Genomic DNA, 23104 nt, shown 5'->3' with positions numbered 1-23104 from the left:
TTATATATTAGTTTGTTAATTATATTTTGTTAAATGGATATGTTCATGAGCGTACATCGGTGTACAGAAGCGGATAATCGTATTTAATTCTTTTGTTAAATCTACCATTTTTTCCAGATGACGATACAATCTTATATAAGATCTCTTTATTCTCCTTTTATAAATCCTATCAATTCATAAGGGTTGATCTGGTTTAACACTCCTTATTTACCTCTTGTCAAAAGGACAGGACAGGTGGTCAATTAATTTCCCTTAAAAGTTTACATCATATGTTCTTCGCGAAGATTTATAAATCAAATCACAGCTAAAAAAGAAATATGAAAACTTTACACTATTGCCTGATTATCGTTGGATTGGGCTTAAACTTGAAAGCCAGTGCCCAAACTGGCATCTCTGGTACAATTAAGGCAGATTACGTTCCTTTTTCTAATTATATCAGACCAGACAGTGTCAAAACTGGTTCGACAAGTAATTTTAAACGGATGCAGTTAGGATTCAGTATTCCTCTTTCTGCTAAAATAGATTCGTTGGGAAGGCCAAAAATATGGTCGGTGAATGTTGGAGGTTCCTATGCGAAGATAGAAAACCGGGATTATGAAACTAAGTTATTCCCTGCAGAATTGTTAAACGCTCAGGTTGGACTGGTCCATATGCGTCCGATAAGCAGAACATGGTCAATTATGGCGATGGCCTCTGTCGGTGTTTATACTGATATGGAAAAGATAAACGGAGACAATATTTTAGTGCAGGGAGGAGTTTTGTTTATCAAAAATTTCAATCCCCGCCTGGCATTAGGACTTGGACCAGTGGTGTCTAATACTTTTGGTGTACCGATGGTATTGCCTGGCATCTATTTTAACTGGCTTACACCCGGACGTTATCATTTGCATATCAATTTCCCTGAAAACATAGAGTTTGGTGCGCAGCTGACTCCTGCTTTTGAACTTAAATCGGTTGTTGAGCTTAGTGGAATGACTGCCGTAGTAAACAGGGATGATCAATCTATGTTGCTAGGTTATTTGCAGGTAGTGGCTGGTCTGAGGCCAGAATTTAAACTGGGAAAATCGGTTACCTTACAATTGACAGGAGGCGCAACGCTTACGAGGCAATTTTCTACAACAAGCAGAAAACTTAAGGATTTCTTTAAAAGAAAAGAACAGGCTGATCCAAGCTTCTCCACCACAGCTTATGGGGCTGTGGCTATCAAATGGAGTTTGAGTAAGGGAAAGGCCAAGAAATAAAAGACAAAAAAAACTCTTTAAAAGAGGTGAAATTAACAGTGGTCTATACTAAATTGCTTATCTGCTAAGCAATTTAGTATAGACCACTTCTTTTAACAGGTCTTCACGGCGATTTCTGGAGATTGGAAGTTCATTGCCATTAATAAAAACGCGGCCTCCTGATACTGAATCGATATGAGAAATATTAATCAGATAAGATTTGTGTATTCTGAAAAAATTATCTTTAGGCAGGGTTTCTTCCAGGGATATCATAGTTTGATGAATCACCAGTTCGCGGTCTTTAAAATGAAGCTTTGCATAATTCTGCATTCCTTCAATAAATAAGATATCAACCCACGATATCTTTTGAAAGCTATCCCCCTGGCGTATATATAAAAAAGTATCAACTGGCTGGGGGTGCTTAGGAGTGATATTCATCAAATGATGTTGTCTGGCTTTTAGTGCCGCCTGATAAAAACGTTTGAAAGTAATGGGTTTTAACAGATAATCAACGATTTGCAATCTATATCCCTCCAGCGCATGTTCTGAATAAGCTGTAGTTAAAATAGTAAGGGGAGGATGCTCTAATGATTCCAGAAATTCAAGCCCTGAAAGATAAGGCATATTGATATCAAGAAATAGTAAATCTATATTTCCCTGTTGTATATAATCTGATGCTTCCATTGCAGTGGAGCAAGAACCTGCTACTTGCAGAAAATCAAGTTTACTGCAAAAATCTATGATGCCATCTCTGGCTAAAGGCTCGTCGTCAATAACAAGGCACTGTAAAGGTGCCTCGCTGGTATTGCCTGAAGGAATAAGTGCCATTTTTATTTCTTTGAATGTAATTGAATAATTAATGCAACTTTAAATAGGCTATTTGTTTTTTCAATGCTGAGTTCATGCTGCTGCGGATATAACAGACCAAGCCTTTTTCTTACGTTTTCAAGACCAAGGCCATGGCTAGTGCCTTTTCTTGGTTGCTGTACAGAACTTGAATTTTCCATGGTAAAAATCAGTTCATTATTTTCCTGCTTCAAAATTAAAGTTACATAGCCTTTTTCCATAGGTAAACGGGATACGTGTTTAAATGCATTTTCAACAAATGGGACCAGCAAAAGAGGGACTATATCCTTTTTTCCATCCTGTATATTCCAGATGCAAACTACTTTAAGTTCTTCTCCCCAGCGTATTTTTTCGACTGCTACCAGATCTTTCAGATATTGTACTTCGCGCTCCAGTAATACAGACTCTCTGTTGCATTCATAAAGCTGGTACCTGAGGATGTCAGAAAATTTGACCAGCAGAACAGAAGCGAGTTCCACATTTTTCTGCATCAGGATATGGATGTGATTCAATACATTGAACATCAGATGCGGATTAATCTGATCCTGAAGAATTCTGAGTTGTGCTTCAAGATGCGCCTGCTGTAAGAGGGCGTGGTTTTTTTCTATTTTCCCATGTTCCTGGTAAAAGCGCAGGCCACATGCTGTAGCATTAATAAGTATAGCCGAGGGAATGGCACTGCCCAGTTTCAGCCAGAAATTACTATAAGCAAGCATCCTTCCCATACTATCATATTTTGTCCCATGCAAAAATAACCAGTAACAGCTTACTGCTGCGCCAGATAATACTGATGCGAGCAGAAGACTTATCATAGTACATTGAATAGCGAAAATTTTCATTTTTCCTGTCGCCATGGCCTTTGGCAGCAAAAAGTCACTTAAAGTATGAGCTGATATCATAGAACCTATCATGATCACAAATGATACATAGGTTGCAAAGATCAGCGGGTAATCCCGGATCATTTGAGTCCAGAAAGCAATTTCCAGGATAATCCAGAAGGTTGCTGTAATCAGCCAGTGTTTATTGAAAATCAGGGTTTTCATCGGTATATAATTGTTTTTAAATGCGAGAAAGCTCGCAAAAGCTTAATTTAGCCCTTGAAGCTTTCCCGTATTTCTTTCTAGCTTTTAAAATCCACATCTCTATTTGTTTTTAGCTAAAATGATGCATAAACAAATGAATATATGAATTTCAAAAGGCGTAAATTAGTAAGAATTTTTAGAAGATCATGAAACCAACGCTTGCCTGAAAGGTAAGGGGGCGTGATTTGAAATCACTGCTCATTTTGGTTAGTGATCCCTGGGCACTCAGGTCAATGGTTATTTTACCCAGATCAATTCCGGCTCCGGCTATGTAACCGATGTTTGATTTGTCAAACTTATTAAATGATTCTTTTACCTCATGTAAAATCCGGGCTTTATCATTTAATACATAAGAATAAACGCCGCCTCCAAAGACTCTTAGATTTAGTTTGTCGGATTTTAATATTTTATACCCGATGGTTACAGGAACATCAATACTATTCCATGAAGTTTTTTCTGAACCTAATGCATTGGATTCTAATTTAGAAGATTTGTGCGAATACAATAGTTCTCCTTGTAAATACAGTTTAGAAATATCAACTCTTGTAAAGGCCCCTGCAGAATAGCCTGCTGAATATTTGTTTTTTAAATCACCATAATTAAGACTTAAATCAGTGAAATTCGCCCCTCCCTTCAAACCAATATGGAAAGGTATAGAGTTTTGTGATTTTGCTTTAGTGGTAATTAATGCCAGTGCTACCATAGGGATAAGAAATAGCAGTCTTTTGTTAAATTGTGTTCTCATATTTATTTATTTTCCTCAAAAAAAAGGAATAACAATAGGGTTCAGAAAACAATTTGACCAATTGCAATCAGGCGTTGACAGCAGGTTGCTTCCGGAGGTTTTCCGGCATTACAGAAATCGGGATTTAGGACCCGTTAATTCATGCAGATTTTCTGTAATCCGCTCTATTTTCCAATCCCACCACTTCAATTCTAAAAGCTCTTCAATTTTTTCTTCAGAAAAGCGCTTCCTGATTTCTTTGCCGGGATTACCTCCTACAACGGTGTAAGGAGGGACATCTTTGGTTACTGTTGTATTTGTAGCTATAATGGCACCATCTCCAATGTGCACTCCGGGCATTATTGTAGCATTCGATCCGATCCAGACATCATTGCCGACAATCGTATCGCCTTTAAAAGGAAGTTCCTCCATTTTTGGTGTAACCTTTTCCCAGCCATTGCCAAAAATATTAAATGGATAGGCCGTTATACCATCCATCTTGTGATTAGCGCCGTTCATAATAAATGTGACTCCCGAAGCAATCATGCAGAATTTACCTATAATGAGCTTATCTCCTATAAAGTCGAAGTGATACTTTACATTCCTTTCAAAATTATATACATCCTTAAAATCATCATAATAGGTGTAGTCACCTACAATGATATTAGGACTTGTGATGATATTCTTCAAAAAACAGAGTCTGTTATAGTGGCTTATCGGATATTTCTCGTCTTTATCGGGTCCTTTCATCATTATATATTTTTCTTGCAGAAGAAGGTTTGATCTTCAGCTGAGCGTTTGCAATCACGCTAAATTAATAGAAAAACCAATTAAATAAAAATCCTGACCTTTATCATTTTATAACCTTGTCAATAAATCAGATGTTTTCAGACAAACTATATCAGCATTTATTAAATAATGCAGCTGCTCATATCAAATTAACAGACGCAGACCTAACACTTTGTATGAAGTATTTTGAACCTGTGTTTTTTACTAAAAATACAATTATAGAGAAAGAGAACAGTATACCCTGCTATCTTTATTATGTGGTTTCTGGCTTTGTCAGATTATTTCATTACAGCGAAGAAGGAGATGAAATCACCACACATATCAATTGTCCTCCCGGATTTATTACCTCTTATACATCTTTTAATAATTGTACAGAATCTGTTGAAAATGTAGCCTGTATTACCGATTGCGAGCTGTTAAGAATTACCAAAGCTAATCTGGATATTATTTGTGAACAGAGTCTGGCTTTTAAGGACTACAGCATCATGGTCTTCCAGATGGCGCTTGCTTACAATGAAACCCGATCCCGCGAATTGGCCACTTTAACTGCAGAGCAGCGTTATAAAAGGCTGGAATCAAATTATCCGGCTATTATTCAGTATGTCCCTTTACAATATATTGCTTCCTTTTTAGGCATGAAAGCCGAAAGCCTGAGCCGTATCCGCAGAAAAAGAATGCATCATTAACTAACAAATGTCAAGTGTAAGCAGGACACACAATACTCAGATTTGTGTGCTTAACAGACAAGAATATGATACATCAAAATTTAGCATTGGTTACCGGTGCAAATGGACATTTAGGAAATAACCTGATCAGATTGCTCCTTGATAAAGGGGTTCCGGTAAGAGGATCGGTCCGGGATTTAAAAAATAACAGCTCTTTTGCTAAGCTGAATTGTGAAATGGTACAGGCAGATATTACTGAAAAAAGGTCATTAATAGTTGCTATGCAAGGCGTAGAGGTTGTTTATGCCGTAGGTGCTGCTTTTAAGTTATGGGCAAAAGACCCTAAGAAAGAAATATATGATGTTAATCTGCTGGGGACAAAAAATCTAATTGAGGCAGCTGCCGAATCCGGAGTTAAGAGAATTGTTTATGTGAGTTCTATAGCAGCTTTGAATTATTCAGTATTGCCGGTGAAGGAAAGTAGCGGACAAAATCCAGATCGCAGGGATATGTATTATAATTCTAAAAATGATGGCGAAACGCTGGCTTTTGAATTGGCCAGGCAATATGGTATTGAATTAGTCGCGGTATTGCCTTCTGCAATGATCGGAGCAGAGGCCTTTGGGAATTTAAATGTCTCTTATCATATTATAAAGCTGATTTTGAATAAAGAAATTCCGGTTGAAACAAATATTGCCTTAAACTGGGTGGATGTTAAAGATGTGGCTGAGGGATGTTATCTGGCCGCTGTAAAAGGCAGGAGTGGGGAACGTTATATTTTAGCAAATGAAAAATGTACTTCGATCAGGCAAACCACACAAATTGCAAAAGACTTATTCCCTGAATTAAAGCTTAAGCTTCCCTTGGCTGTGCCAAAACCTCTTTTGTTCTTTGCTGCATGGCTGATGGAGACTGGAAGTAAAATTACAGGGAAAGCACCTTTATTAACGACTAAAGATATCGCTATGTTCTCTGGTTTGCAGCAGGACTTTGATATTTCAAAAGCACAGTCTGAACTCGGATTTAATCCTAAAAGCCCGGTTCAAACTGTAAAAGAGGCTATGCTTTATTTAAAAGCAAATAGTGACAGGCTACTCTAAGTCACCATATTCCAGATAAAATGTTTGATGAGCTGAAAATGGAACAGGTTCATGCGTGTGTTTCCGCTCTCCAATGTTTTCTTTCCATGAAAAGGGCTTGCCTAAGTCCTTTTCAGGAAAAGAAACCGTAATATAAAGATTGTCAACTATTGCTTTTAATGTGTTTTTATCGTGTACCCTAACAATTAAACTTTCATCAAAATCTGGCTTGGAAGTGATTTTGTGAACAAGAAATTGTTCCCGCTCGTTACCGAAAAGCAGGTATTGAAGGTTGGCCGGTTTTACTGCATTCTTATCAAATTGTTTATAATAAATCACTTGTTTTATCCTTACCGGAATGTTTTCAAGGAATTTAGTGCCGCCTCTCTCAAAATGGCCGCGATAGATATTAGCTTTGAATACTTTAGTGTGGTTAATCATTTCAGGAAGTACAAATGTTTCCGGCTCAATTGTATATACAAGTTCCTTAGGGTGTTTTCTTTTATCCTGAACATATTTTTCCTGATCCTCTTTTGATAATTCCAGGATTGATATAATCTGATAGTCGTGCGGACTGTGGAACATAGGCAGATGAGAAGCATAAATCACTTCATTGCCCATTAGCATCATGCCATGAGTTGATGGTTTATCCGGATAGGGTATATGCTGTGCAAAAGCAATGGTGGATAAATAAAGAAAAAGGCACGTTAAAGTTAACTTCATGATTTGGCTTTGAATACTTGCAAAATTACAGATTTTTTTCTGCCGGAATAAAATCTGTAATTACTGCTTCTCTGATCAATGCAGGCGGGAGCAAACCTTGTGATAGAATAAAGTCGTGGAAACGCAGTGCATTAAATTGACTACCTAAGGCATCTTCTGCCTCTTTTCTCAATGCAATCATCTTCGTAAAACCGTAGAAATAGCTATTGGCCTGACCCGGTGCTTTAATTGTGTAACGCTCAACTTCCTGCTGTGCCATAGCCGATGACTGCACTACATCTTCCATCAGGACCCTTTTAACTTCTTGCTGTGTAATTTTTCCGGATTGTACTTCCGGATCAAGAAAAGCACGTGCTGCTCTTAATAATCTGTAATCCAGTGAAACCAGCTGGCCTTCAAGCGGCATATAAGGTTTAGTGATATATTCAGCATATAATCCCCATCCTTCGGCATTGGTAGAATTAAAAGCATATAGACTGCGTGCCTGGGAAACTCCTTCTTCTACCATTTTATCAAATTGCAATTCATGACCGGGACGTGCTTCATGTGCAATAATCGTCCATGAAGCAGCATCAAAAGTGAAGTCATCATATTGATCACTTTCCTTTTTTCCAGGTGCAGGAGGCATATTTAAAGGTAAAACAAATACACCCCGCTGACCTGTATTATTTAGAAATGGGGGTGGAACCATATGAGGGGCGGGACTTCTGGCCGTTTCTGCAGCACTTGCCAAACGGATAATAGCGGGACGGGATGGTAAAGTAACCAGGTGGTTGTCAAGAATGATCGCTTCTATATCTTTCAGATGTCTTTCGTAAACCGGGATGATAGAATCACCGTGAATCTGCTCTTTTTTAAGATTACGCATGACATCACGATAGTCTGAAGAAGGCCAGTTTCTCTGTTTCGCGATCTGCTCAGCAATAGGCTTCATCTCCTGCTGGATTTCAGTGAAGGCCATGTGCGCCATTTGTGCCAATCGGTCGGGCGCAATATTTACTCCATAATCTTCAAGCTGCAAGGCATATTCTTCGGGGGTCATTCTAAAATCTTTACGGGCATTAGGAAGTACATTTTCGCGTGTCCACTGGTCGTAATCCTGGACTTGCTTTTTGAGTACAGTATAGGCATTTTCCCATCCTGTGAGCTTATATTTCTTAAAGAGATCTTCTATACCATTGATTATACTTGCATTACGGGATAAGGTGACCTCCATTTCCTGTTTAGAAGGGTAGATCATTTCTTTACCTCTCATTTGTGCTGATACCCTGTCTTTTAAAATTGATGTCAAAGGATTAAATCCGTGTGCCAAGCCAGTATATTTTTGCAAACGGACAACTGCTGCGCTACGTCTTTTCTCTGGAGTCTGGTCATCCAGCAATACCTGCAAACCCTCATAAATTATATTTGCTGCATTTAAAAAAGGTATTTTTCTTAAATGCTCAAAATCCTGTCTTTTGAATCCCAAATTCAGGTGTGCAATCAGAATGTTGAGATCCTGTTTAACCGCTAAGTCCTTTTCTGTTTGTAAAGAGGTTTTATATTTTCCGTTCAATATTTCCTCTTCTTTTCTTTCCGCCATCAGATTAGCAAGGGTTGGAACAACAATCAATGTATCATATTCAGCTAAACCTTGTGCAGAACCATATTCTGGTGAGTATTTTTTATCCAGGTTAATCAATTGTTCTGTATATTGATTAGATTGGGTTATCCATGTTTTATCCGTATGTGCGGGTTTTGTCTGAGAATTTACTGCGAATGGGATGATAATAAATAAACAGGCACTCAGGCTATATTTAATTGATTGTGCTTTGATCATACTATGGCTGATTGATAGAGAATTTGAAATTTAGAACAAGATGAGAAAAAAATGTTACGCATAAAAAAACTCCGACAGTTTATCATACTGTCTGAGTTTTTTTTCACTATAATAGATAAAAGGGCCTGACTAATCTTATTAGTTATTGACCAGTTTCTTCATTGCCCCTTCACTATAGCGTTCACCAGCAACTGGAAAACGTACCAGAAGTTCATCAATAGCTTTTAAATCTGCTGCTAATAAATTAATATCCGCTGCGCCAGCATTTTCCTCCAGGTATTTTCTCTTTTTAGTACCAGGGATAGGGATAATGTCTTCACCCTGAGCTAGTACCCAGGCAAGCGCAAGTTGTGCAGGTGTGCAGTTTTTATCCGCTGCAACAGCAGCAAAACCACTAATCAGTTTCGTATTGTTGTCCAGGTTTTCCTGCTGATAACGTGGAAGTGATCTGCGAAAATCATTGTCCGCCAGGCTGTTTACGTTAAGAGTACTGGTTACCAGGCCTCTTGCCAATGGCGAATAAGGTACCAGAGAAATACCTAATTCTCTTACTGTAGCTAATATTTCAGTTTCTACATCTCTTGTCAGTAAAGAGTATTCACTTTGTAAAGCTGCAATAGGATGAACGGCATGTGCTTTTCGGATAGATGCCGGAGAAGCCTCACTAAGTCCAAGATAACGTACTTTACCTTCTTTTACCAATTCTGCCATTGCACCTACAGTCTCTTCAATTGGTATATTCGGGTCAACACGATGTACATAATATAAGTCTATAGTATCGATATTTAATCTTTTCAGACTTTTCTCAACAGCAATCTTCATCCATTTGGGCGAGCCATCAAAATAAGTTGCATTGGGGGTGCCGGAGCCATTAACATCCTCTTGAAAACGAAAACCGAATTTAGTAGCGATGAATATTTTATTCCTGTTTGGAGCCAGTACTTTTGAGATTAGTTCTTCATTAATTCCATTTCCATACATATCTGCAGTGTCCCAGAAATTAACACCAAGATCGAGGGCTTTATGTAAAGTTGCAATACTTTCAGTATCATCGCCAGGACCATAAGCAAAACTCATTCCCATGCAGCCAAGTCCAATAGCGGATAATTGTTCTTTAGTTGTTCCTAGATTTCTATATTTCATAATTATCAGATTTGATGAAACAAAGTTATCGTGCAGAAAAGGGAAGTAGTTATACTATTCAAACAGATTATTATAATAATCAAATTGCTGTCCGGCAAAATTATCAGGTTGCCATATGGCGAATCTCAATTGGAGATGTTCCTGTATTTTTCTTAAAGAAATTAGTAAAGTATGCAGGGTATTCGAATCCAAGACCATAGGCTATCTCTGAAATATTCCAGTCTGTATGCTGTAGTAAGGCTTTTGCTTCTCTGGTTATTCTTGCTGCAATATGTTCTGTAGTTGTTTTTCCGGTAGTTTCTTTGACAGACCGGTTAAGGTGGTTCACATGTATAGAAAGACTCTTGGCATAATCATTTGCTGTTTTTAATTTCAGGGACAGATGATGGGTATCTATTGGAAACTGTCTTTCTAAAAGTTCCATAAAAAGCGAAGTAATACGTGAGGAGGCATTGGTGTGCTTTTCAAAACTCTCTGTTGGATTCATCTTCATCGCTTCATGAATAATCAAATGAAGATAATTGCGTAACACATTGTATCTGTGTAAGTAATCTGAGGATATCTCTTTGATCATCCTCATGAATATACCAGATATTTCCTTTTGCTGAATTTCATCAATAAAGAAAACAGGATTACTGCCAATACTGAACAAAGGAGAATCTTGTAATGACTCTTTGCGTTCCCCTGTTTGTATAAATTCTTCAGTAAAAAGGCAAAACCAGCCTTCCTGTGTTTCTGATTCTGCTTCCCACGAATAAGGAATGATGGGATTAGAGAATAGCAATGCTGGCTTGTCTATATAGATCCACTTGTCTGCATAGTGTATTTTGCCGGTACCAAGAATTATGGAGACTTTATAGAAATCACGTCTGCTATAAGGCGTAATTGTTGAACAGTTTGCCCTCGAAAACACATTGAAATGACCAGCACCTGCATTATTGATTGTTAAACCTAATGGATTCGCATGAGGCATACGGGTATAAAACTCTTCGACACTTTCTGTTGATTGCATGGTGTAATTTATAAAAATCAAACTGAAATATACTATTCGTCCTTCATATTTATGTAATATCTATTCTGCCGTAGTCAATTGACTAAATTTATTCCAGGCATAATTCAATAAGGAAGGAGATTGCGATTTATTTGTGTTTTTGACTCAGTTGATGGATTTTGGTGATCCATCATTCTCTTTGTTTAACATCTGCTGTCTTCAAAATGCCGATTTAAGTAACGGCAACTGGCTTAATTCCGCAAAATTCCAGGGTAATTTCTTTAATTGACTGACACTTGATTTTCATACAACATCCAGTAATATCAGACTGGCTGGCTGGCTGGCTGGCTGGCTGGCTGGTTTAAAGTTGTAATGATCCTGGCTGTTTTTCCGGTAAACAGGTTATAGCAGGCAATCTCTTCTCCCGATCCGGGAGCAAAATAAGGATGGGGTATTCTACTTTTGGCAATAGCGATTTCTTATTGAATTCTTCAAAAAAGCTGATTATCATATATACTCGTCCTTTCTCTTTTTTGATAAAAGCCGGGAGTAATATATTTTATTTAAAAAAGAGCTTATAATATTGTCATCATGATCATTATTTTCTGCAGGAACTCTCTCAAACTGGCATGACTGGTGATTATCTGATTTTGAACTGTTTTCTGGCTTATTCCTAAGTGCTCACTGATCTCTTTAGTTGTACGCTCTTCCATAAACTTCATTCTGAATATTTCTCCACGCTTTTCTGGTTGAAGGGCCAGCCAGACAGCAATGTAATTTCTGATTTCTTTCTCATTCAATAAAGAGTCGGCACTACTGTAGGAAAGGGCCATATGTTCCAGAGGCTCTTCAAATTGGGGGAGTGTCCTGCCTTTTTTATATAACATGTATACCTGGTATCGTACGGCTGTTAAAAGATATGCGTAAATATTCTGGATATTTTTTCTTTCTTTCTTTGTCCATAGGTCTACAAAGACAGATTGAACAAGCTCTTCAACCTGTTCCATACTTCTTAATCTCTTAAAACTCTCATTGTAGAGTTTTTTCCAATACCTTTCGTAAATCTCATCGAAAGCAGCCTTATCACCTGCTGTCATTGATGCCACCAATTGTGTATCATTCCATGAAGTATATGTACTATGTTTTACTAACATTAATCTATCATGTTTTTGAGTTATGTGTATGATACAAAGTTATATACTTGTTTTACTTATGGAAAATAATTTAGTAGTTAAATGTGTTTCTTTTTTGCTAAAAGCATTTAAAAATATCAGATCTGAATATGGATGTAGCTATTTATAATGGTTAAAATCAGCAAATATTCCTGGTTGCTATAAATTATTCCTATTGGGAATAAATATATTCCTGGTTGCTATAAATTTTAAGAATAATTCAGATTATTCTAAGATGTGAAAAATAAATAATCACAGTTTAATCATCATCTGAGGCGGTGAATATTATTTCTAATAGAAAAAACGATTTATTTTTGAAAAAGCCAATTCTTTAAGAAAAACGGCCACAAATGTTACCAGGTATAATTTTTTTTGAAATCAGTATATGATTTTAACTCTGGTAATAAGATATGTATTTGATGACAAAGGAAAGAAATTTGCTTGTTATATTTTTAAAATAAGCATTTAATCGTTTTTAAGGCCTGTAAATGCAGTTTAGCTGTTTTTTTGTTATTGTATTTTATTTTAAAGAGATATATTTCTTTGATTCAACTGAAAATTGCATAAATTAGAGCTAACAAAACAAAAGCTTATTGGTTGTTGCCTATTAAAAAATAAGACCAAAATGAAGAAAATAGCATATGCTGAAAACTGAACCACAGGCATTAATAGAAAATAAACAAGCAAGTGTGCGCGTCCTGTATGACAGGCATGCAAGCACCTTGTTAGGTTATCTTTTTGAAATTGTAAAGGATCGCAATTTAGCTGAAGAATATCTGGTAAAAATATTCTGTGATGTTTCACAGCATTTTAATGAAATAAATTGGGATGATACAAATAGCTGGTGTCAGCTGCAAAGATTTGCGAAGAATAAGATCAGCCAGCTCATAAATTCCGGAAATCTGGTAAAAGATTCAGATATACATAGATTTGTGAACCCTGCCGATTCTCATCATAAATATCCCGATCTTTTTTCAGAAGAGCAGCATCAGATATTTTATGGTGTTTACTACTACGGAAAATCAATTGAAGAAATTTCAAAGGAATTAAATAAAACAGAGGAATCAACCCGGAAGGCTTTAAAAGAGGCTTTCACAATCATGAGGAACAGTTGTGAAAATTAACGAGTACATAGAAAGCGGAATACTGGAAGCCTATGTATTAGGCGCAGCCTCAGAAGCAGAAGCCAGGGAACTGCTATATCTTAAGGCAAAGCATCCGGAGATACAAGATGCTTTAGTGGATTTAGAAATAGATATGGAACGAATAGCCGAAAATATGGCTATTATTCCTCCTGCTGATACCTGGCTGAAGATTGAGAGCCAGCTTAATGAATTAGCTGAAATACCAGATTTTGAATCCATACCAATTAGAAGACAACCAGAAAGAAAAGGTGGTGAACATCGTAAAAGTGGACAGTTTATTGACGTAGATGCCTCATCCAGCCATATGCGCGTGCATAAAATATGGAGATGGTTATTTATTGGCGTATTTATTCTTGGAAAGATATTCCTTGGTTTTGCTATATATTTTTATCTGGAAAACCGCCAGTTGAAACAAGAAGTATTAAAACTGAAAACACAGTTAGAAAGATACGAAAGACAGGAAGTAGATCATTCTGATTTCAGATAGCTAAAGATAAAGGGAAAATTGAATAAAAAGCCTGCTGATATACAATTAAGCAGGCTTTTTATTTGAACTAGTTTCCGGATTTTATCCTGTTTTGTTCATTCGAAGAGCTATTTGATCTTTGTCTTTCTGCTTTAATTCCGCTGTTCCCAAAATTATAAGAAAATGAAAGCCTGAATATTCTGCTTTCCTGTTTTTGGGAGAGCTTATAATCCTGTAAAGGAATGGCGCTTTTAACATTGATTTGCCTGGTGTTAAAGAGATCATCTGCCGATAATTTAATATTAGCTTTTTTGTCTGCAAATGATTTACTAATTCCCAGATCTATGCTATAAATTGGTTTGGCTACATAAGTCCCAAATACCTGAGCTGATTGATAATTTGCAGAAAGTTCTGCATTTACTGATGAATTAATGGTGAAAGTATGAATGGAACTGATCATATAAGTCCATTTCTTATTTTCAAATGGAACTCCTGATAAGTCTGGTGAACTAAAACGGCTATAATAAGTTGTTGCATCATTATTTGTATTCCACCAGCTGGTGATAGCCAGTGGCCTGTTAATATTCATACTCACCGTGCTGCGGGAAGCAAGGTTCTGCTCAAATATGAATAACGTTTTTTTAACAGGATCTGTTAACAGGGTAGTGGTCATTACGTCCCTGGTATGTGTATACCCAAAAGTAACATTTGTAGTTTTCTTATATCCATAAGATAATTCAAATGAATTGGCGTATTCTGGTTTTAACTGCGGATTACCCTTTGAGTAAGTGTACAAATCAGCAAAATACAAAAATGGATTTAATGACTGATAATCAGGTCTGTTGATTCTGCTGCTGTATGAAAAACCAATTTCATGGTCTTTTGATAAATTCTGATGAATAGATAATGTAGGAAACAGATCTGTATAGTTCCGTTTCACGAGATCTCCTGTGGTTGGAGAATCACCTTCTGAATGCGTCATTTCTGCACGTAAACCAAACTGCAGGTTCGTAGATTTAAATTCTTTATGCAGGTTTGCATATACCGCATTGACTTGCTCTTTATAAGTGAACCTATTACTTTTTGTCCTGTCGTTTATCCAATTGCTATTTTCGAAATTTTGTGACTGGAAGTCATTGTCAGTATTCACATAGCTGCTCTTTATGCCGGTTTCCAGTTTCAGCTTAGGATGAATAGGGTAGGTGTAATCTATTTTGCCAGCCCATATTTTTACTTTCGTCGGGGTGATATTTCTGAAAATAAATGGCGGCTTATTGACTATTCCCAAAGCATCATAAAAGTTATTATTGTAAATGATATTCTGATTACTGCTAAACCTGGAATAATCAAAATCGATATTTAATTCCTGGCCAGAGGTATCCAGTACTGATTTATAGTTCAGATTATAAGTCTGATTCCTGTATTTGCTTTTTCCAGGATTAAGCCCTGTGATAGTAGAGTCAGTTGAGCCCGGACGGCTACCGATTAATGTGCTGACATTATTGGTGGTATTTCCATTGTTCGCATACCCACTTATCAAAAATCCTATCACATTTTTTTTATTTAAATAATAATCAATGCCAGCTTTATAACTATTATTTTTTCTAAGCGTTACCTCCCGGCCCCGCTGATCAAAATAAGTATTTTCATTTTCGGAGGTTATACTTCTTGTGATATTTAAAGTTTCAAAATCTTTAGTATTCACATAATTATAATTGCCAGATACATTGATGTTTTTACTTCGGTGATTTAAAGTTATGCCCCCATTGCTTTTATAATATTTACCATAACCACCACCTGCGGTAAGTGTACCATTAGTACCGTAATTCATGTTTTTCTTTAACCTGATATTGATTATGCCTCCGGTACCTGCGGCGTCATATTTGGCAGATGGATTAGTCATGAGCTCGATAGCCTGAATTGAATTTCCGTCAGTGGTGCGCAGTAAATTGGTTAACTGTGAGTTAGACAGGTAAGTTAGTTTACCGTCAATCATTATATTTACGCCAGCTTTTCCTCTCAAACTAATATTACCGTTGTTATCAACTGTAACTCCTGGTGCTTTAGTGATTATTTCCAGTGCGGTATTTCCAGCAGCTAAAGTACTGTTGGCTATATTCATAATCATCATATCACTTTTTCTTTCTATTAATGGTTTTTTCCCAACTATACTGACTGTATTTAACTGATTTGTTTCTGGTAAAATGACAAGCTGTTCAATATTTAAAAGCTGATGGTTTGCATCAATAACAAAAGGTCCGTTGAATTTCTTTTGATAACCAATCCACTCTATGGTAACGAAGTAAGCATCTTCATCCAGCTGATTAAAGGTGAATGCCCCATTTTCTGTAGTGATCACAGATTTGACGCGGGTAGAATCGGATGCCTTGATCAGGTTTACGACAGCATACATAACCGGAATTGATTTCTCATCGGTTATTTTCCCATTTAACTGACCTTTTCCTATTCCACCAGGTTTTGCCTGCTGTGAATAACCCGGGATAACATGAATAATAATAATAAGTATAAAGATTAAGAATTGAGCAGCTTTTTTCTTCATTTGTTCTGATGATTTCTAATACGTTTTTTAGTTGTGCTTCGCTAAAATATATCGTTTCTTGAAGTGAAAAATATATTTAACATTTTTTAACCGAGGTTAACAATTTTTAACAACAATGATAAATACCTTTGATGTTTTACATCCATTACATCTTTTAAAAATGAAAAAGACAATTTTATTTCTGATTTCCATAATTACTTTGTTGACTGGCAGTATAGTTTCTGCTCAAACCTACCATGTAATTGATGGTGTCGTTATAGACGAAAAGGGGGAGACCCTGCCGTATGTAAGTTTAAGGATTACCGGGCGGGCAGGAACAATGACGAATGCTGATGGCGGTTTTGTATTTAAATATAAACAGACGGTTGATAAAGATTCACTCCTGGTTTCCTATATCGGATATAAAAATCTTAGCATCCCATTTTCGGCTTTGCATACCAGCATGAAGATCAGACTGGAACCAGCAGCAGTCAATCTAAAGGAAGTTGTAATTACCGGAATCAGTGCAGAGTCAATTATCCGGCAGGCCATCAAAGATATCCCTAAAAATTATGATACAAGTCCTTTTGAAATGAAGGGATTTTATCGTGAATCCGGAAAGGTTGATACAAATTATCTTTCTTTCGCGGAAGCTTCACTTCATATCTTAAACCCTGGATATACAACTGATAAAAGAGATCTGATTGTAATTAACAAAGAAAGAAATCTAAAAAAGATAGGAGAAAAAGAAGTTAATAATCCATTGCACCTGAGTGTAGATGGTGCACCTTATACTATTCTTTTAAGCGATATCATTAAAAACCCGGCTCATACTTTAGGTAAAGATTATGCTGAAAAATATAAATTTGAAATAGCTGGCTCTACGGAAATATATGGTGAAGATGCCTGGTTAATTCAATTTGATCAAAGAGATGGAGTCAAACAGGCCCTGTATAAAGGGACTATGGTAATTATCAAAAGTAGTTTTGCTATTGTCTCCATTGATTTTGCGTTAAGCCCTAAAGGAATTGAATATGCTAAAGCTGATATTTCTTTTCTGGCAAGGCCAGTATTTAGTTTATTGGGTTACAGTATAAAAAAACTGAATGAAGAGTTTAGTGAAAGATATATCAAAATTGATGGTAAGTGGTATCCTTATTTTTATAAAATTGTAACAGCTCATCATTTTAAAGCAAGGTATCAACATTTAGAGGGCAATTTATATATTAATGCCGAAATGTTTATCTCGAAAGTGAATAAAATCCCTGAACTAAAATATGATAGCAGATTAATAATGCCGCGTAATTATGTCTTCAAAAACTATGTAACAGAGTATAAAGATGATTATTGGGGAGATTACAACTTTATAAAACCTACTAATTCGCTCAGGGAAATTACGGAGAAGATCAGTCCAGAATAATGATTATCATCTTTATTTTAATAATCTACTAATTTAGTAGATTATGTTTTTATATTTGATTTCACAAAAGATATAAAGACGATGACCACATCAGCCCAATGTCCGGTAGACTTTATTACAATTAATGAGAACCAGGTTAGGCTCACTGCCGGCGGTGTATTTTTGAGTACACTACTTTATTTGCTGACCGCCTATTGGTGGATTATCCTGTTTCTTCTAATTGATTTTACTTTACGTGCGGTCAATAAAGGTAAACTGAGTCCGCTGAACTTACTGAGCGGCCTCATTGTGAAAATATTCCATATCAATTATAAACCAACTGACCGTGCTCCAAAACGTTTTGCAGCAAAAATTGGGGTCACACTTACTTTTATCGCCTTTGGCTTATTATGGGCTGGCTTTTCAACACTCACATTTTATTTACTGATCCTAATTTTGCTCTTTTCCTTTCTGGAATCTGTTTTTGCTTTTTGCGCTGGCTGCCTGTTGTATTCTCTGCTCAGAAAATTCAGTAAACAGGAGCCTTTAGACCTCTGAATTACTAAACCGTTAATTATATAAAACATGGCTGGACAAGTTAAAAACACACAACAAACCGCATTAAATGATGTTGCAGCAAGGCCGTTGGCTATTGCAACCCGTACAGTACCACAAGCACCCTGGATTACGCCAAGATGGCTGCCGCATTTGTTGAGCTGGACTCCTGTAGAATCCGGTATTTACAGGGTCAATAGAGTAAAAGAAGGAGAGTCTGTAGATGTTGACTGTTCAAACAGAGATGAACGTGTATTACCAAATACCTTTGTTGATTATGTAGAACAGCCACGTGAGTATCTTTTGAGTGCAGTTAATACTGTACTGGATGTACATACCAGGGTTTCAGATTTGTATAGTAAACCTTATAATCAGATCAGCGAGCAGTTAAGATTAACAATTGAAGCCATTAAAGAGAGACAGGAAAGTGAGCTGATCAATAACAAAGAATATGGCTTATTACACAGTATCGTTCCTTCACAACGTATTGTCACACGCAGTGGTGCGCCAACTCCCGACGATCTGGATGAACTGATTACAAAAGTATGGAAAGAGCCAGGTTTTTTTCTGCTTCACCCACTTGCTATTGCAGCATTTGGCCGTGAATGTACACGCAGAGGTGTTCCACCCCCAACAGTATCTTTATTCGGTTCACAATTTATTACCTGGAGAGGTATCCCACTTATCCCTTCGGATAAAGTGCCAATTGAAGATAACAAAACTAAAATATTACTTATTCGTACAGGAGAAAGCCGTCAGGGTGTAGTTGGACTTTATCAGCCTGATCTGCCAGGAGAACAATCACCAGGATTATCAGTACGTTTTATGGGAATTAATGAAAAAGCAATAGCCTCTTACCTGGTTTCTTTGTATTGCTCACTAGCTATTCTGGTTGATGATGCAATTGCTGTACTGGAAGAGGTAGAAATCAATAATTATCACGTTTATAAATACTAAGCTATGAGTAATGCAACGAATAATCCGCAAGGATTACCAGATGTGCATGCCTTAGAAAAGCTGGCGAATGCGTATTTCTCTGCATTACCTGGAACCTATAGTGCAGCAACTTTGTCTTCACCAGAGATTCTTCCGCAAAGCAATCATCAAATTCAGGAAGAGGATTTTAATCATTCACCCTCGGCTATTTATCAGGGAAATGCAATTGATCTTTCAGATCCGCAAACCAGTCTGCCAGATTCTAATGGCCTGGGACTTGGCCATGTTCCGGTATCTACAGCAGGAAGCGGCGGGCCTTCAGGAAATATCAAAAAATACGGGCAGTCACCTAACCCTTTTCAGCAAATTTCTCCGTTTAGCTTACCATTTGAATCAGATCAGCCTTATGAAAAAGAATTGCAAAAGGCATTGGCTGGCTTAAGTATATATACACCTTCGGCCCAGTTACCTTTTAATCCTTCGGGTGTTTTAAGTGAAAATTCCTATTACTTTTCTTCAGGGATTCAATTCGTCTCTTCGATTGGTGCAGGTGATAATCATCAGGCCGCCCGCTATGGGAATGGAATTGTAACCGGGAAACCACATCCCTCGTTTAATATTAACCTTGTCAGGAATGATTTTCCTATTCTTTCGGAACAGGTCAACGGGAAGCCGCTTATCTGGCTTGACAATGCTGCTACAACGCAGAAACCAAGACAAGTAATTGACCGGCTGAATTATTTCTATACACACGAAAACTCTAATATTCATCGTGCAGCACATGAACTGGCTGCCCGTTCAACTGATGCTTATGAAGGGGCAAGACAAAAAATACAACGCTTCATCAATGCGCGTTCACCAAATGAGGTCGTGTTTGTACGCGGTACTACCGAAGCAATTAACCTGGTTGCAAATAGCTGGGGAGATGAGTTTCTTGGCCAGGGAGATGAGATTATTCTAACCCACCTGGAGCATCATGCCAATATTGTTCCCTGGCAGATACTTGCTCAAAAGAAAGGTTTGAAAATCAGGGTTATTCCGGTAGATGATGACGGACAGATCTTGCTTGATGAATATGCTAAATTGCTCAATCCAAGAACAAAGCTTGTTTCTTTTACGCTTGTTTCTAACGCATTGGGTACAGTAACACCCGCAAAACAAATTGTAGCTATGGCACATGCTGCAGGGGCAAAAGTGCTTGCAGATGGCGCACAATCAGTCTCTCATATCCGTACAGATGTACAGGATTTGAATGCGGACTGGTTTGTTTTCTCCGGGCATAAAATTTTTGGGCCTACGGGGATTGGGGTTTTATATGGGAAAGAAGATTTACTAAATAGTACGCAGCCTTATCAGGGGGGCGGTAATATGATTCAGGATGTTACTTTTGAACATACTCAATTTCATAAAGCCCCGGCACGTTTTGAGGCCGGAACAGGCAATATTGCCGATGCAGTAGGTTTAGGTGCTGCAATTGATTATGTGCAGAAAATAGGTATTGACAATATTTACCAGTATGAGCATTATCTTTTGGAATATGCGGGTCAAAAATTAGCACAGATACCCGGACTAAGGCCAATCGGAACAGCAAAAAATAAAACAAGCGTTTTGTCCTTTGTACTGGAAGGATTTACTACTGCAGAAGTGGGAGAGGCATTGAGCCGTGAAGGTATTGCTGTACGTTCGGGTCATCATTGTGCACAGCCTATTTTGAGGAGATTTGGGGTAGAGGCTACAGTAAGACCATCCCTTGCATTTTACAATACCTGCGCTGAGATTGATACCTTAGTTAATGTCGTGGGAGGATTAAAATCTTCAAAACAGTTTTATGTTCGTTAATTAAAGAACCAGTACCTGAATTGAGCAGGTACTGGTTTATTTTAATTCAGGAGTGCTTTCTTAAATCAAATAATTAGCTAAATTCAAATCTGATTTTATAAAATGCAATTCAAATTCAATCTTGTTTATTTATCTCTTTTAACTGTTTTATTTTCATGTGAAAATAAGAAGGATAAAAAGACCACTGAACAAAAAAACAGGCATGTTGAAAGTGTCTCCTTACTCAAAGTGAAAACATTTCCAGCAAATGGTGCTGCGATGTGCCGGCCGGCCGGTTTCACGCGATCGGATAGTATCTTATTCATGCAGGGAGGCGGAAAAGAATTTAAGGAGACAATTGCCGATAAACCTGTTGCAGAAATAAATGAACCCAAAGGGATGAAATATATCAATGGAGGGGAGTTTAGTATGGGAGGTGTAAACTCTGTAGGAATGGATGGTGGAGGACATGAAGGAATGAATGATGCCAGACCAGTCCACAGGGTGCATGTGGATGCTTTCTATATGGATGCAACAGAAGTAACGAATAAAGAATTTGCTGCTTTTGTTAAGGCAACAGGTTATGTGACAGTCGCTGAGCAAAAACCGTCGAAAGAAGAATTTCCGGATGTAGCCCCCGAAAATTTGGTGGCTGGGTCCCTTGTTTTTACTCCGCCAGAAAAATCTGTGCCGCTTGATAATTACATACAATGGTGGGCTTATCTCAAAGGTGCAGACTGGAAACATCCTGAAGGTGTCAAAAGTAATATTATTGGTAAAGATAATTACCCCGTTGTACAGGTCTGCTGGGAAGATGCAGCAGCTTATGCTAAATGGGCAGGTAAGCGATTGCCTGCTGAGGCAGAATGGGAATTTGCTGCCAGAGGAGGGTTGTCCGGGAATCTTTACAGCTGGGGTAATACCTTAAAGCCAGAGGGTAAATGGATGGCTAATATATTTGAAGGTAATTTTCCAAATAAAAATATCGCAGCAGATGGATACGCTGGTATTGCGCCTGTAAAAAGTTTTCCTGCCAACGGTTATGGTTTATACGATATGGCCGGTAACGTATGGGAATGGTGCAATGACTGGTACCGTGCTGATTTTTATGAAACATCCTCCACAGGACATCAGATTACAAAAAATCCCGCAGGGCCATCTGAGGGATTTGATCCTGACGAACCAGGAATTAAAAAGAAAGTACAGCGCGGAGGTTCTTTTTTGTGTACTGAGCAATATTGCACCCGTTACATGGTAGGAACCAGGGGGAAAGGAGATTACAGATCTGCCGCTAACCATACTGGTTTCCGGTGTGTTAAAAATGTGAAATCCCTATAGCCCACCTTTATTCTGCAATCCCGGATTAGGGATTGCTGGCCGGAGGCAATTTTAAGCCATCAATACCAGTAACCACTTCTTCCTCTTCTTCTTTTGAATGTTTTCCTTTTTTCTTCTTCTTATCTCCGCCACGAAGCATTTCCTCTAAATATTGATCATATTGAGTTTGCTGTTCACCTTTTAAAATATTTCTTATATTCTTGCTGGTTTCATTCTGTTTCCTGTAAAATTTGGAAATATCATCTTCATTGTACATTCCAGCCTGCTGTTTTTTAGTCAGGGCTACTTGCTCCTTGCATAAATCCAATGTGTAATTATAAATTACATTTTTCTGGGTAGCATTCATTTTTATCTTTTTATCCATGGCCTCTATACTTTTAGTTGCCATTTCGGAGGCAGTAGGAGGTGCTTTTTGTGCTTTAGCAAAAAATATTATTCCCAAAAGCATACAAACAGTCAAAACAGATTTTTTCATCAGATTATTTTATTAAGACGTGCAATTTATAAAATAATCTGCAAAAAATATCAAAACAAATCCAGCTACAGAGATTGTCTCCTGTTAAATAAGTCAGGGGATTCTGGATATTAGTCAAAGGCTGTTAATAGTGAAAATTTTCAGGGCATTTAATTAGATTATTAGCAATAAAATAATAAA

General features: G+C 37.4%; 21 protein-coding genes. 10 read left to right on the top strand and 11 right to left on the bottom strand.

Features of this window, described 5'->3' with window-relative positions; translation table 11 throughout:
- Window positions 1-317: 317 nt before the first annotated feature.
- Entirely contained in the window at window positions 318-1241 is a 924-nt protein-coding gene (locus HDE68_RS14020) for a DUF6268 family outer membrane beta-barrel protein (protein ID WP_183882846.1), read from the top strand.
- A gap of 57 nt (window positions 1242-1298) precedes the next feature.
- Here the strand turns inward: HDE68_RS14020 and HDE68_RS14015 are convergent, their stop codons facing one another.
- The 4 genes from HDE68_RS14015 to HDE68_RS14000 all read right to left on the bottom strand — a co-directional run bounded on the left by HDE68_RS14015 (window position 1299) and on the right by HDE68_RS14000 (window position 4625).
- A complete protein-coding gene (locus HDE68_RS14015) occupies window positions 1299-2048 on the bottom strand; it encodes a LytR/AlgR family response regulator transcription factor (RefSeq protein WP_183882845.1) in 750 nt (249 codons plus the stop codon).
- A 2-nt stretch (window positions 2049-2050) separates the two neighbouring features.
- Complete coding sequence (locus HDE68_RS14010) at window positions 2051-3109, bottom strand: sensor histidine kinase (protein WP_183882844.1); 1059 nt, start codon at window positions 3107-3109, stop codon at window positions 2051-2053.
- Between the two features lie 175 nt (window positions 3110-3284).
- The gene (locus HDE68_RS14005; protein ID WP_183882843.1) at window positions 3285-3893 is read right to left on the bottom strand and encodes a porin family protein; all 609 of its coding nucleotides are present in this window, start codon (window positions 3891-3893) and stop codon (window positions 3285-3287) included.
- A gap of 108 nt (window positions 3894-4001) precedes the next feature.
- Entirely contained in the window at window positions 4002-4625 is a 624-nt protein-coding gene (locus tag HDE68_RS14000; RefSeq protein WP_221270760.1) for a Vat family streptogramin A O-acetyltransferase, read from the bottom strand.
- A 212-nt stretch (window positions 4626-4837) separates the two neighbouring features.
- Between HDE68_RS14000 and HDE68_RS13995 the strand changes: the two genes are divergently transcribed.
- Window positions 4838-5347: a Crp/Fnr family transcriptional regulator gene (locus tag HDE68_RS13995; protein ID WP_260171767.1), complete on the top strand. Its 510-nt coding sequence runs from the start codon at window positions 4838-4840 to the stop codon at window positions 5345-5347.
- A 65-nt stretch (window positions 5348-5412) separates the two neighbouring features.
- Window positions 5413-6426 (top strand): NAD-dependent epimerase/dehydratase family protein, encoded by a 1014-nt coding sequence (locus tag HDE68_RS13990; protein WP_183882841.1) that lies wholly within the window; start codon window positions 5413-5415, stop codon window positions 6424-6426.
- Here HDE68_RS13990 and HDE68_RS13985 read toward each other — a convergent pair.
- The 5 genes from HDE68_RS13985 to HDE68_RS13965 all read right to left on the bottom strand — a co-directional run bounded on the left by HDE68_RS13985 (window position 6418) and on the right by HDE68_RS13965 (window position 12235).
- A complete protein-coding gene (locus tag HDE68_RS13985) occupies window positions 6418-7128 on the bottom strand; it encodes a hypothetical protein (protein WP_183882840.1) in 711 nt (236 codons plus the stop codon). The genes HDE68_RS13990 and HDE68_RS13985 overlap by 9 nt on opposite strands.
- Window positions 7129-7153: 25 nt before the next feature.
- Entirely contained in the window at window positions 7154-8947 is a 1794-nt protein-coding gene (locus HDE68_RS13980) for a DUF885 domain-containing protein (protein ID WP_183882839.1), read from the bottom strand.
- 138 nt (window positions 8948-9085) lie between these two features.
- A complete protein-coding gene (locus tag HDE68_RS13975) occupies window positions 9086-10090 on the bottom strand; it encodes an aldo/keto reductase (RefSeq protein WP_183882838.1) in 1005 nt (334 codons plus the stop codon).
- A 103-nt stretch (window positions 10091-10193) separates the two neighbouring features.
- On the bottom strand, window positions 10194-11102 hold the full coding sequence (locus HDE68_RS13970; protein WP_183882837.1) for a helix-turn-helix domain-containing protein: 909 nt from the start codon (window positions 11100-11102) through the stop codon (window positions 10194-10196).
- A gap of 554 nt (window positions 11103-11656) precedes the next feature.
- The gene (locus HDE68_RS13965; RefSeq protein WP_183882836.1) at window positions 11657-12235 is read right to left on the bottom strand and encodes an RNA polymerase sigma factor; all 579 of its coding nucleotides are present in this window, start codon (window positions 12233-12235) and stop codon (window positions 11657-11659) included.
- 659 nt (window positions 12236-12894) lie between these two features.
- On the opposite strand from HDE68_RS13965, the gene HDE68_RS13960 reads away from it, so the two are divergent.
- On the top strand, window positions 12895-13377 hold the full coding sequence (locus HDE68_RS13960) for a sigma-70 family RNA polymerase sigma factor (RefSeq protein WP_183882835.1): 483 nt from the start codon (window positions 12895-12897) through the stop codon (window positions 13375-13377).
- On the top strand, window positions 13367-13885 hold the full coding sequence (locus HDE68_RS13955; protein WP_183882834.1) for a hypothetical protein: 519 nt from the start codon (window positions 13367-13369) through the stop codon (window positions 13883-13885). The genes HDE68_RS13960 and HDE68_RS13955 overlap by 11 nt, the downstream gene beginning before the upstream one ends.
- A gap of 67 nt (window positions 13886-13952) precedes the next feature.
- On the opposite strand, the gene HDE68_RS13950 is transcribed toward HDE68_RS13955, so the two are convergent.
- Complete coding sequence (locus tag HDE68_RS13950) at window positions 13953-16424, bottom strand: TonB-dependent receptor domain-containing protein (protein WP_183882833.1); 2472 nt, start codon at window positions 16422-16424, stop codon at window positions 13953-13955.
- A gap of 160 nt (window positions 16425-16584) precedes the next feature.
- Here HDE68_RS13950 and HDE68_RS13945 point away from each other — a divergent pair, with 160 nt between their 5' ends.
- From HDE68_RS13945 to HDE68_RS13925, 5 genes are all read left to right on the top strand, one after another.
- A complete protein-coding gene (locus HDE68_RS13945; protein WP_183882832.1) occupies window positions 16585-17823 on the top strand; it encodes a carboxypeptidase-like regulatory domain-containing protein in 1239 nt (412 codons plus the stop codon).
- A gap of 81 nt (window positions 17824-17904) precedes the next feature.
- Window positions 17905-18360, top strand: a complete 456-nt coding sequence (locus tag HDE68_RS13940; protein WP_183882831.1) for a DUF4395 domain-containing protein — start codon at window positions 17905-17907, stop codon at window positions 18358-18360.
- Between the two features lie 27 nt (window positions 18361-18387).
- Window positions 18388-19314, top strand: a complete 927-nt coding sequence (locus tag HDE68_RS13935) for a family 2A encapsulin nanocompartment shell protein (RefSeq protein WP_183882830.1) — start codon at window positions 18388-18390, stop codon at window positions 19312-19314.
- A gap of 3 nt (window positions 19315-19317) precedes the next feature.
- Window positions 19318-21132, top strand: coding sequence for a family 2A encapsulin nanocompartment cargo protein cysteine desulfurase (locus HDE68_RS13930; protein ID WP_183882829.1), 1815 nt, complete (start codon window positions 19318-19320; stop codon window positions 21130-21132).
- Between the two features lie 102 nt (window positions 21133-21234).
- Window positions 21235-22449: a formylglycine-generating enzyme family protein gene (locus HDE68_RS13925; RefSeq protein WP_260171766.1), complete on the top strand. Its 1215-nt coding sequence runs from the start codon at window positions 21235-21237 to the stop codon at window positions 22447-22449.
- Between the two features lie 25 nt (window positions 22450-22474).
- Here the strand turns inward: HDE68_RS13925 and HDE68_RS13920 are convergent, their stop codons facing one another.
- Window positions 22475-22924 (bottom strand): hypothetical protein, encoded by a 450-nt coding sequence (locus HDE68_RS13920; RefSeq protein WP_183882828.1) that lies wholly within the window; start codon window positions 22922-22924, stop codon window positions 22475-22477.
- Window positions 22925-23104: the final 180 nt, after the last annotated feature.

The sequence above is a fragment of the Pedobacter cryoconitis genome (assembly GCF_014200605.1).
GTDB classification, from domain to species: Bacteria; Bacteroidota; Bacteroidia; order Sphingobacteriales; family Sphingobacteriaceae; genus Pedobacter; species Pedobacter cryoconitis_B.
Note: the sequence above shows the minus strand (reverse complement) of the source record. Positions and strands in the feature narration are given on the sequence as shown.

Coding starts and splice junctions, on each gene's coding strand:
- HDE68_RS14010 (WP_183882844.1), bottom strand. CDS start 3,109: ATGAAAACCCTGATTTTCAATAAACACTGGCTGATTACAGCAACCTTC.
- HDE68_RS13960 (WP_183882835.1), top strand. CDS start 12,895: ATGCTGAAAACTGAACCACAGGCATTAATAGAAAATAAACAAGCAAGT.
- HDE68_RS13930 (WP_183882829.1), top strand. CDS start 19,318: ATGAGTAATGCAACGAATAATCCGCAAGGATTACCAGATGTGCATGCC.
- HDE68_RS14000 (WP_221270760.1), bottom strand. CDS start 4,625: ATGATGAAAGGACCCGATAAAGACGAGAAATATCCGATAAGCCACTAT.
- HDE68_RS13995 (WP_260171767.1), top strand. CDS start 4,838: ATGAAGTATTTTGAACCTGTGTTTTTTACTAAAAATACAATTATAGAG.
- HDE68_RS14020 (WP_183882846.1), top strand. CDS start 318: ATGAAAACTTTACACTATTGCCTGATTATCGTTGGATTGGGCTTAAAC.
- HDE68_RS13990 (WP_183882841.1), top strand. CDS start 5,413: ATGATACATCAAAATTTAGCATTGGTTACCGGTGCAAATGGACATTTA.
- HDE68_RS13940 (WP_183882831.1), top strand. CDS start 17,905: ATGACCACATCAGCCCAATGTCCGGTAGACTTTATTACAATTAATGAG.
- HDE68_RS13970 (WP_183882837.1), bottom strand. CDS start 11,102: ATGCAATCAACAGAAAGTGTCGAAGAGTTTTATACCCGTATGCCTCAT.
- HDE68_RS13920 (WP_183882828.1), bottom strand. CDS start 22,924: ATGAAAAAATCTGTTTTGACTGTTTGTATGCTTTTGGGAATAATATTT.
- HDE68_RS13935 (WP_183882830.1), top strand. CDS start 18,388: ATGGCTGGACAAGTTAAAAACACACAACAAACCGCATTAAATGATGTT.
- HDE68_RS13980 (WP_183882839.1), bottom strand. CDS start 8,947: ATGATCAAAGCACAATCAATTAAATATAGCCTGAGTGCCTGTTTATTT.
- HDE68_RS13950 (WP_183882833.1), bottom strand. CDS start 16,424: ATGAAGAAAAAAGCTGCTCAATTCTTAATCTTTATACTTATTATTATT.
- HDE68_RS14015 (WP_183882845.1), bottom strand. CDS start 2,048: ATGGCACTTATTCCTTCAGGCAATACCAGCGAGGCACCTTTACAGTGC.
- HDE68_RS13945 (WP_183882832.1), top strand. CDS start 16,585: ATGAAAAAGACAATTTTATTTCTGATTTCCATAATTACTTTGTTGACT.
- HDE68_RS13985 (WP_183882840.1), bottom strand. CDS start 7,128: ATGAAGTTAACTTTAACGTGCCTTTTTCTTTATTTATCCACCATTGCT.
- HDE68_RS13925 (WP_260171766.1), top strand. CDS start 21,235: ATGCAATTCAAATTCAATCTTGTTTATTTATCTCTTTTAACTGTTTTA.
- HDE68_RS14005 (WP_183882843.1), bottom strand. CDS start 3,893: ATGAGAACACAATTTAACAAAAGACTGCTATTTCTTATCCCTATGGTA.
- HDE68_RS13965 (WP_183882836.1), bottom strand. CDS start 12,235: ATGTTAGTAAAACATAGTACATATACTTCATGGAATGATACACAATTG.
- HDE68_RS13975 (WP_183882838.1), bottom strand. CDS start 10,090: ATGAAATATAGAAATCTAGGAACAACTAAAGAACAATTATCCGCTATT.